11 protein-coding genes, 1 tRNA gene and 1 pseudogene are annotated in these 10,000 nt (G+C 51.4%); 8 read left to right on the top strand and 5 right to left on the bottom strand.

The features are described 5' to 3' along the window. Nucleotides 1-1,629, bottom strand: a 1,629-nt coding sequence (iorA, locus tag LDL35_RS04245) for an indolepyruvate ferredoxin oxidoreductase subunit alpha (protein ID WP_304019837.1), incomplete at its 3' end; no start/stop codon positions are given. Between the two features lie 132 nt (nt 1,630-1,761). Here iorA and LDL35_RS04240 point away from each other — a divergent pair. Continuing rightward, a tRNA-Ile gene (locus tag LDL35_RS04240) sits at nt 1,762-1,835 on the top strand. A 10-nt stretch (nt 1,836-1,845) separates the two neighbouring features. Next, nucleotides 1,846-2,337, top strand: coding sequence for a hypothetical protein (locus LDL35_RS04235; protein WP_304019834.1), 492 nt, complete (start codon nt 1,846-1,848; stop codon nt 2,335-2,337). Between the two features lie 6 nt (nt 2,338-2,343). Here the strand turns inward: LDL35_RS04235 and LDL35_RS04230 are convergent, their stop codons facing one another. Continuing rightward, the gene (locus LDL35_RS04230; protein WP_304019832.1) at nt 2,344-2,871 is read right to left on the bottom strand and encodes a hypothetical protein; all 528 of its coding nucleotides are present in this window, start codon (nt 2,869-2,871) and stop codon (nt 2,344-2,346) included. A 42-nt stretch (nt 2,872-2,913) separates the two neighbouring features. Next, nucleotides 2,914-4,200 carry a tRNA (N(6)-L-threonylcarbamoyladenosine(37)-C(2))-methylthiotransferase gene (locus LDL35_RS04225; RefSeq protein ID WP_304019830.1) on the bottom strand — a complete coding sequence of 429 codons (1,287 nt, stop codon included), beginning with the start codon at nt 4,198-4,200 and terminating at the stop codon, nt 2,914-2,916. Between the two features lie 63 nt (nt 4,201-4,263). Here LDL35_RS04225 and nadX point away from each other — a divergent pair, with 63 nt between their 5' ends. The 3 genes from nadX to nadC are packed head-to-tail and all read left to right on the top strand — an operon-like array spanning nt 4,264 to nt 6,769. After that, nucleotides 4,264-5,022, top strand: a complete 759-nt coding sequence (nadX, locus tag LDL35_RS04220; RefSeq protein WP_304019828.1) for an aspartate dehydrogenase — start codon at nt 4,264-4,266, stop codon at nt 5,020-5,022. Continuing rightward, entirely contained in the window at nt 5,022-5,921 is a 900-nt protein-coding gene (gene nadA, locus LDL35_RS04215) for a quinolinate synthase NadA (RefSeq protein ID WP_304019826.1), read from the top strand. Before nadX ends, nadA begins: the two co-directional genes overlap by 1 nt. Further along, nucleotides 5,918-6,769, top strand: a complete 852-nt coding sequence (gene nadC / locus LDL35_RS04210; protein ID WP_304019825.1) for a carboxylating nicotinate-nucleotide diphosphorylase — start codon at nt 5,918-5,920, stop codon at nt 6,767-6,769. Before nadA ends, nadC begins: the two co-directional genes overlap by 4 nt. Here the strand turns inward: nadC and LDL35_RS04205 are convergent. Continuing rightward, complete coding sequence (locus LDL35_RS04205) at nt 6,753-7,121, bottom strand: hypothetical protein (RefSeq protein ID WP_304019822.1); 369 nt, start codon at nt 7,119-7,121, stop codon at nt 6,753-6,755. The genes nadC and LDL35_RS04205 overlap by 17 nt on opposite strands. A gap of 88 nt (nt 7,122-7,209) precedes the next feature. Here LDL35_RS04205 and LDL35_RS04200 point away from each other — a divergent pair, with 88 nt between their 5' ends. From LDL35_RS04200 to LDL35_RS04190, 3 genes are read left to right on the top strand one after another with little or no spacing between them, the layout of a single operon-like run. Then, nucleotides 7,210-8,469: a hypothetical protein gene (locus LDL35_RS04200; protein ID WP_304019820.1), complete on the top strand. Its 1,260-nt coding sequence runs from the start codon at nt 7,210-7,212 to the stop codon at nt 8,467-8,469. A 51-nt stretch (nt 8,470-8,520) separates the two neighbouring features. After that, nucleotides 8,521-9,081, top strand: a complete 561-nt coding sequence (locus tag LDL35_RS04195; RefSeq protein ID WP_304019818.1) for a redoxin domain-containing protein — start codon at nt 8,521-8,523, stop codon at nt 9,079-9,081. A gap of 1 nt (nt 9,082) precedes the next feature. Continuing rightward, entirely contained in the window at nt 9,083-9,757 is a 675-nt protein-coding gene (locus LDL35_RS04190; protein WP_304019816.1) for a cytochrome c biogenesis CcdA family protein, read from the top strand. Here LDL35_RS04190 and LDL35_RS04185 read toward each other — a convergent pair. Beyond that, nucleotides 9,758-10,000: pseudogene (locus LDL35_RS04185) on the bottom strand (phospholipase); the annotation flags it as partial. It abuts the gene before it with no gap.

Below are 10,000 nucleotides of genomic sequence, written 5' to 3'. Positions count from 1 at the left end.
CCCGATGCACCGATCCTGGTAAACGGTGTAGCGGCCACGAACAATTTTTGCCCGCTTTTCAGATATTACACAGGGCTGGCGTGCGATGATGACCTTTACCCCGGGAAGGGCTTTTGCTGCCTTTAGGACATCGATGAAGGTGACCAGGTCATTCGGGCTGACCGTCTCGACAAAAGTTGCACCACTGGCACGACAGATTGCTTCAATTGAGACTGCCGGGGTTGCAACACCGCATGCAGTCAGACCGGTCGTCGGATTTGGCTGGTGTCCGGTCATCGCCGTGATCCGGTTGTCAAGGATGACCACTGTTATGTTTGCGCCATTGTATACCGCATTGATGAGCCCCTGTATTCCGGTATGGAGGAAGGTTGAGTCACCAATCGTGCAGACGATATCCCGTTTCTCTCCGGCAAGAGACATCCCGGAGGCTACCGTTATAGAAGCACCCATACAGATGGTCGTGTCGACTGTTCCCAACTGGATACCAAGGGTGTAACAGCCGATGTCACTTGGGAATATCGCATCCCGAAAGACCTTTTTCATGGCATACATCGCGGTCCGGTGCATACATCCGGCACACAGGATAGGCGGCCGTACCGGAAGTGAAGCCGGCGCTGCTGCCGGTTGGTAGGTGACCGATATTGCAAATCCCGCAGCCTTCAGGTACCCTGCAACCCGGTCAGGGGCAAGTTCCCCTTCGTACGGGACATGGCCGCTCATCTTTCCTAATACCGGGATGATTCCACTGACCTGTCGTGCGACCTCTTCAATGACCGGTGAGAGCTCTTCGATCACCATCACCTTCTCATGATGACTGATAAACTCCCTGAGCCAGTCCTCATCAATTGGATATGCACCGATTATCGCGACAGACACATCCGGACCGATAACCTCCCTGACATATGATGCCCCGACTCCGCCACAGATAACGGCCGTCTTCCCTTTCAGTTCATATCGGTTGTACCCGAGTTCTACGAGCCGTTTCTTTAATGCGGGCTGTTTCTGGTTCAGCTTCTGGTGAAGAATACGGGTATGCGCGGGGATGACCACATACTGCCTGACATCTTTCTCAAATGATGCGGTCCGATCAGAAACAGCGACATCGCCCAGATTTACATCACTTTTCGAGTGACAAATCCGGGTCGTCGGGCGGAACATAACCGGGAGAGAGAACTCTTCAGAGAGGGCGAATGCATCCCGAACCATGTCATGAGCTTCCTGCAACGTTGAGGGGTCCAGGCAGGGTATCCGTGCAAATCTGGCATAACACCGGCTGTCCTGTTCATTCTGTGATGAATGGGCATAGGGATCGTCGGCGGTCAGGATGACAAATCCTCCTTTTGTCCCGGTATACGCCGATGTCATAAGGGGATCTGCAGCAACATTGAGGCCGACATGCTTCATCGTGCAGATAGCCCGAAGACCACACCATGAAACCGCAAGTGCCTCTTCGAACGCTACTTTCTCATTTACTGACCATTCGACCTTACAGGCGCGGTCAGGGTCCATCCGCAGGGTATCAATCACCTCAGAAGAGGGCGTACCCGGATATCCACAGGCGACATCGACGGCTGCTTCAAGGCATCCATGCGCAATCGCCTCATTTCCCAGGAGATATTGAACAACCATATAGAAACCCGGATCTAATTTTCTATGTATATTGCCTGTTCTGATATGAGTCATGTTCTGTTCTTGTCATCAGGCTGTTCGGGAGGCATCACAAGTATTATTAACGAGCGGGATCCACCTGATAAGAGCCTCGGGCCCGTAGCATAGCCAGGTGGTGCACCCGGCTGATAACCGGGAGGTCATGCGTTCGAATCGCATCGGGCCCATTTCTGTTTTATGTTGTCTCTACCATTCAATTCAAAGCAGTATCACATCCTTCTCATCGCACTTGCAGGATCAGGGCTCACGCTCCTTTTGTATTCCATGAACCACCAGATTCTGGCCGGTATTGTCGTTATAATATCAGCAACCCTGCTGCTCAGTGCCATGATATCTCTTGATGCAGCAAAAAACGCCCGTCCTCTGATTCTGGCTGATCTGTCTCCAAATCACCGGGAGATCATCCTGGAAAACGCCGGAACGAGCGCTGCAGAGAAGTTGGAGATAACAGCGGCCGGTATTGATGAACCCTGGCATATAGACCGTCTTGAACCTGACACACCGGCACGTCTGACCCTTCCGAAGATGGTTCAGTCTCTCATCGTCGAAGTGACATATCAGGTTCAGGACAGCCCCCGGAAAAGTAAGGCCTTCAGCCTGGGGAAGTTTGAGCCAGAACAGGATCCGTTCAAACCGATGTTCCCATTGTTTGGTTGGAAAGGAAAATAGCCGATCTTATGATCGGATAAAGTTCAGTGTCTTTTCCAGGGCAGAGAGCAGTTCTTCCTGGTTATGCAGGTATTGCTGCATTGCTTTGTATAGCATGAACATAGCTTCATATCCGTACAGCTCGATAACCTGGCGTGGCGTAATCTCTGCAAGATATGAGTCGATTACCAGATCATCAGCACTGTACATGATCTCATAGAATTTCCCGTCCTCGCCGAGAAGACAGAACTGGTCCTGAACGGCCCTGGACATGTTATCAGGCCGGTATGGCATCGGGTCGGCACTCTTTCCCAGGATTATCATCTTCTTTGGATAATGCCGGGGATCATAGATCTCACCCTGGTTGTCTTTCTTTCCTTTTTCAAGTAGTTCGATACCGGTTTTTGCAATGACTCCGGTAACCTGTGCGGCCATTCTGCCGAGGAGTTCTGCATCAAGGTTGCGTATTTCCTTCGAATAGGCATCTATTGATGAATCATGCAGGTTTATGACCTCAACCAGCCGGTTAAAACCCAGTTCAATGATCTCTTCCATGATGAGTATATAGGTCATCCGGAAAGGCAAAGAAAAGTCTGATCAGTCCCTGACCACTTCACCGATGAGATAATGGGGAGTAGAACCGGTGATCGTCACCCTGCAGGGTATGCCCAGCTGACACTCTTCCCTGATTACCACCCCTTCATACCTTCCGGAACGAGCCATGACTGAACCTGGTTTGAGTTGTTCAGTCGGGATTACTCTCATTACTGTCCCCCTCTTCTTCTCATTGGCCTTCTGGAACAGGGTATAGGATTCACGGATGATCGCACGCGACCGGTCTTTTCGTATCCGGTCAGGGAGTTCATGTTCCCTGCTCATTCCGGTACCGGGCCGCCATGAATATCGTGTCACGTTCACCATCCCCGGAGCGATCCGGCGGATCAGACGCACAGTCTCTTCATGGTTATCGTCCGTCTCACCAGGAAACCCGGTGATGATATCGGTAGCGATGGTGATGTCTGGCATCTCTGCTCTGAAGATATCGATGATATTCTGAACATCAGCCACCGTGTATCCGCGTCCCATCAGGTCAAGCACATGATCAGATCCGGACTGGATGGGCAGATGAAGAAATGAAAAGAACGGCCCGGTTTTCATGGCCCGTGCGACTTCCTGTGCAATCGGCTTCAGGGTTGCCGGGTTCATCATCCCAAGACGGATTCGGGATGTATCTGGCAGAGCAGGCATGCCCTCAAGAAGAGTGGCAAGGGTCCATTGACCGGTGTCATGCCCGTATGCAGAGAGGTCCTGTCCGGCAAGGCGGATCTCAACGGCTCCCCCCCTGGCACACCTGGCAATATGGGTATGGATCTCCTGAGGGGGATTACTCCTGATTGATCCCCGGGCGCAGCGGGTGATACAATACCAGCATGATCCGACACAACCAGGGCCAATCTGGACCACTGATACCGGCCCTTTCTGAACATAAGGAACAGTCGCTGCTGCCTGGTGAATAGAATCAGGATGTATGAGTTTCACAGGGGTATTGTCCTGAAGGCTTTCGGGCAGTGCCAGTGGAAGACACCCGGTCACATATACCTCATGGTCCGGGTACGATGAGATCTCCTTTCGCATCTTCCGCTCGGTTGAGGCGATGACGATACAGGTGTTGATGATCATCACCTCCGCCAGATCGGGATCTGATACTATCACCGAACCATTGGCTGTGAGAACCGATGCCAGGAGATCAGAATCCCCGACATTGTATGCACAACCAAAGGTTCTGATGCATATCCGGCGACCTGAGAGCGCTTTGACCCATTCTTCTTTCGGAAGAAACAGGGCACTTCTCTTCTTTTCAGGGGGCTGATATGCTATGTTCATGGGTACTGCTCTCACCATTCAGGAACCAAACGGCTTAAAAGATATTCTGCATATATGTAGGCAATGGTCAGAATCGGGCTCCTCGGGTGCGGTAATGTAGGCAGGATTATTGCAGCCCATCAGGATGGATTTACGGTTGAGGCGCTTTTTGACCGCCTACCGGACCATGCAGAGGAACTTGCCCGCATCTGTGGTGCTCCTGCATACGCGGATTTTCAGGAGTTTATATCACAGGATTTTGATATCTGCGTGGAGGCTGCATCGGTCCTTGCGGTCAGGGAATATGCCCCGAAGATCCTTGAAAACGGGAAACATATCCTTATCCTCTCTGTTGGTGCCCTGTCTGATACGAATTTTCGAAAAATCCTTCTTGATGTAGCACGTGCACAGGGAAAAAAGATCCATATCCCGAGTGGTGCCATCATGGGACTTGATAACCTAAAGGTGGGGTGTATCAGCAGGATAGATTCAGTCCTTCTCAGGACCACAAAAAGCCCTGAAAGTCTTGGGATGCAGGTCAGTCACCGGACCCTTGCATTTCGTGGCAAGGCGAATGAGTGTATAAAGCAGTTTCCAAAAAATATCAACGTATCAGTAGCACTGTCGCTGGCTGTACATCATGATGTGGATGTAGAGCTCTGGGCAGATCCGGACGTTGATCGGAACATTCATGATATCTTTGTCTCCGGTGAATTCGGCGAGGCAAGTATCAGGGTTGTCAACCATCCAAGTCCGGATAACCCGGCAACCAGTTATCTTGCAGCCCTTTCGGTGCTCTCGTTATTGAAAAACCTTGACAGTCCCTTGGTGATTGGATCGTGATGAGCCGTAATCTCATAGCCGATATCCTTCGTCTGAAATCAGAAAAAAAGGCACTTATCCTGGCCCATAATTACCAGCTGCCAGAGATTCATGCAGTTGCGGATATTATTGGCGACAGCCTTGAACTGGCGCAGGCAGCAAGAAAAGCTGCTGAACCTATTCTTGTCCTCTGTGGTGTCAGGTTCATGGCAGAAACTGCTCATATCTTAAACCCTGATAAAAAGGTTCTGATGCCTGACCCTGATGCCGGATGTCCGCTTGCAGATTTTCTCACGCCGGAGATGATCCTGAAGGAGAAAGAGCGGTATCCTGAAGCAGCCGTGGTCGTCTATATCAACAGCACTGCAGCATGCAAAGCAGTCGCAGATTCGGTATGCACCTCAGGAAATGCGGTCAGGGTTGTCAGATCTTTTTCCCATAAGCAGATTATTTTCGGTCCGGATACCAACCTCGCCTCATATGTGCAGTCGGTTCTTCCGGAGAAGGAGATTATTCCTATCCCGGACGGGGGTCACTGCTATGTGCATATGCGGTTTGATCCTGAAGATCTGCGGGAGGTAAAGGCAGCCGGTATTGCGGTGATGGCACACCCGGAATGCCCTGCTGAAATTCGGGTTCTTGCAGATCATATCGCCTCAACCGGCAGGATGGCCGAGATTGCAAAGACCAGGTCTTCATGGTATATCTGCACCGAAGCAGGGATGCTTGACCGGCTCAGCGAACTCTGCCCTGATCAGTCATTCATCGGCAGGGAGGATGCTCTCTGTGCTGATATGAAAAAGACCACGCTCCACGAACTGGTCAGATGTCTGCGTGACCTCTCCGGTGAAGTGACCGTGCCTTTGGACGTTATGGAAGGAGCCCGGCGGTCACTTGAATACATGATCAAGGTGTCATGAATACACTCCCTGATATCCCACTCACCAGACTCATCGAATATGTCGAAGAGGACTGTCCGTTTGGCGATATTACGTCAGAGGCGGTTATTGAGCCGCAGTTCTGCACCGCGATTATCTCGGCACGACAATCCCTTGTTCTTGCCGGCCTGTCAGAAGTGACCCGTCTTTCTGAGTGGTATGGCCTGTCTGCCTCTTCTGCATGCTCAGACGGATTATGGTGCCATGCAGGGGATGTGATCGTCACCCTGACCGGCCAGGCTCACACCATCCTTCTTCTGGAGCGAACGGTGCTTAATATCCTCGGACGGATGAGTGGCATTGCAACCATGGCAAGGAAGATGCAGGATCTGGTATCTGCAATAAATCCCGGGTGCCGTATTGCCGCCACGAGGAAGACCGCTCCCGGACTGCGCCTTATGGATAAAAAAGCCGCCATGATTGGAGGGGCAGATCCTCACCGGTTCTCCCTTTCAGATGCGGTTTTGATAAAAGACAATCACCGGGTCCTGACCGGTGTGGATGAGGCGGTCAGGCGTGCAAAGGCCTTTTCGGCCTATCACCGGGTTGAAGCAGAGGCAGATACGATTGATGAGGCTCTCATGATTGCACGGGCGGGGGCGGATATCATCCTTCTTGACAATATGACTCCTGACCAGGTCTCACAGGTTATCTCTCTTCTGTCAGAGAACGGCCTTCGGGAGAACGTAATTATCGAGGTGTCAGGAGGGATTACCGAAGATACCCTCTTGTCATATGCAGCACTGAACATCGATCGGATAAGTCTTGGGATGCTCACCCACACGGTCATCAATGCAGACTTTTCACTTGACATCATGAAAGAATCCTGATATCTTTCCCATCTTCGACTGATATCTCCTCTTTTCCTTTCCAGTGCTGAACGGTACCGATGATCCGGATGGACGCTCCTGGTGTAATGTCGGGTACATCTCCTGCGGATGACGGAATGAAGATACTGACCCCGGAGACGTCCATGATGACACTGCCTCCCTTCGCGTGATATACCTCACCGACAACTCCTTCCCATCTGACCAGCGTTCCATCTGTCATTCCTGCCTCATATTCGGTTGAAAACTGTTCTTTTCCCATCCCGTCCAGCATGAGAGTCCCGGCAAGGCAGACCAAGGTAACGAGGATGAGAATTCCAATGGCAGTCTTCTCCTGATAGTGAAGGACAAACATCTCCTACAGGTTTTATGTTCTCACCTATGAGATCTGGGGTCATGAGACCCTGAGCCTTTCATATGATCACCTGCAGATAGAATAAGGAATGAATACCATCCTGATTTTCCTTATCGTGATGGTGGCAATATCTGTCATCGGGGTCAGATTTAAACTGCCACCATTTTTCACTCTGGTCGGCGGAGCAATTGCCTTTGGTCTGATGATCGGGTCAGCTCCGGATACGGTCTTTCAGCAGGTTGCGCTGGGATGTGCCAGTATTTTTAACAGTCTTGGTATCCCCATCCTTGCCGGGTCGGTTATCGCAAAATATCTTGCCGAGCAGGGGCTTATCCAGCAGATCGTCTCTGACCTTCGGACCCTCTTAAAGCGGCCGCCTACCCTCTCCGGAATCGCAGGATATCTTATTGCAGTTCCTTCTACCTGTCCCATAACCGCGTTTATCATTCTCACGCCGGTCATTGAGTTCTTCACGTCAGATGAACGAAAGCGGTCACTTCTTATCTATCTTGTCGCCATCGGGTCTGTCCTCGGGGTTGCGTATGTATACCCGACACCGGTCACCTACACCCTCTTTGATGCATTTGCTCCGGATTTCTCCCCCCTCATCTATAACCTGGTCGCAATTCCCCTCTCTCTGCTCTTTGTCGGTTCCATGATCTGGTATGTCAGAAGGCAGTGTGATTTTGCTGACATCACCCACGAGCAGATTGGATACAAGCGGGCAGAGGGTTCCTTTCATCTTCGGGCATGGGCACCGTTTCTGGTGATCTTTCTTGCCATCCCGGTCGGGTATCTCCTTCTTGGGCTCACTCATGCAGGTCTTCTTCAGTTTATCATGCTCGCCGGAATGGCCACCGCGGTCATTACTGCAAAACAGGAGGTCAGGTGGAGTGGCTGGGTTCTTGGAGCAAAGCATGGCGGAGTTGTCATTTTTGATATCTGTGGAGCAGGGGCTCTTGGGTATATCATCCAGCAGAGCAGTTTTCCGGCTGATGCATCCATCCTGCTTGCAACATCCCTGCCGATATTCCTCTTCCCGTTCGTCCTCGCCGCTCTGATTCAGACAGCCCAAGGGTCCAGAATTGTTACGTCGTACCTGACTGCCCAGGTCCTTGCGACGACGGTTATTCCATCCATGTTAAACCCGCTTGCCCTGTTCCTCATGATCATCGGTGGTGCGGGTCTCATCTGTTTCGTAACCGATCCCTATTTCTGGCTCTTACACCGGACAACCGGCGATGATGTGAAAACCGTGTTCAAGCGGTATACCGTCCCGCAGATTCTCTTTGGAATCGTAACCTACTTATGTGCCCTGCTCATTCAGTTCCTGATGCCGGTCAGGTAACTCCCCTTTTTTCCTTGAAGTATATGAACAAAGAGTCTCAGATGATGTTGCATGAGTTATCACCGGACAATACTCCCGGTCACTTTCGGTCTCCTTGTCATGACCCTGCTGTGTACAGGGTGTCTGGCAAGTGAGGAATCACCTGAAATTGCATATTCTGAAACAGCGTCTCCTGAACTTGCCTGGCTTACAACATCCATGACCGATGTTGCAACAGGGGAGCGGTTCACCATCAAAGATCTTGCTGAGCAGGGAAAGCCGGTTATCATCCATAGTTTTGCCGTCTGGTGTCCGGGCTGTTCCATGCAGCTTTTGGAATCCACGAAATTACTGACTGCATATCCGGATAAATTCGTGGTCGTGGCACTTGATGTGGATCCCAATGATAATGTCGCAAAAGTCAAGCGCCACCAGGAGTCAAACAACTTCAAGGGGATATTTACCGCGGCCCCGACTGATGTGACCAGAAGCCTGATCAAAGCCTATGGGCCGGGATTCATCCAGTCAATCCCCCAGACTATCATCATCTGTGACAAGACGGCCACCTATCTTGAAGACGGGGTTTTTCGTGCTGATGTCCTGAAGCGGGCACTGGACGAGCTCTGCTCATAATATGGATATCACTCCTGAAACCTGGGTCATCTCCTTTTTGGCAGGCCTTTATACGCCGCTTGGAGCCATGTGCGTCCTCCCGCTCTACCCCGGGTACCTGGCATTCCTTGCTGGGCGGACAAAGACCGGAGGGGGCCGGACTCTCACTCTGGGCCTTGCCGTAACGGCGGGAGTGCTGCTTGCGATGTTCTCGTTTGGCCTTCTTTTTGTGGCCATCCTCAAAATGTCCACCGGAGATGTCATTGAGATACTCGGGCCGGTCATCTATGGCATCCTTGCGATCATGAGTATTGCCATGATTGCCGGATTTGACATCAGCCGGTTTTTTCCCATGATATCAACGCCGGTTGGAAAAACCCCCTACATTACTGCAATCCTGTTTGGGGCATTCTTCGGACTGGTTGCTCTTCCCTGCAATCCAGGCTCTATCATCCTGCTCTTTGCGATATCGACGACGACTGCAGATTTTATCGCAAATTTTGTCAATTTTGTCCTCTTTGGGATTGGAATGGCAAGTCCGCTCCTGTTCCTTTCAGCATTGTCTCTGGAGAGGAGCAGGACCTGTATCAGGTTCTTCACCACGCATCACCTGCTCATCAACCGGATAGCCGGGGTCCTGATGCTGATGGTTGCCCTGTATTACCTGGTCTTCGTGTTCCTCATAGAACATCTCTGATCACCGGTGATACCGGCGGTAGAGGAGGAGTAAAAAGATCAGCACTCCTGCCAGGGTGACCATCTGGATTACCCCGGTGTCATTTCCGGGAAGACTCCTGGCCGGCTTTCGCTCTTTTTTTCCTGCCCAGTCCAGCAGAAAGACGGAGGCAAAGTATGAAGCGGCATCTTTGCTGTGGATGATGACTCCCGCCTCCCGGTTAAAGCAGGCTGAGTTCTCATTCCAGTTCATGCTCGATATCAG

Origin of the sequence: Methanospirillum hungatei (genome assembly GCF_020216685.1) — an archaeon.
GTDB lineage: Archaea > Halobacteriota > Methanomicrobia > Methanomicrobiales > Methanospirillaceae > Methanospirillum > Methanospirillum hungatei_B.
This window is presented reverse-complemented; position numbering and strand designations above follow the sequence as displayed.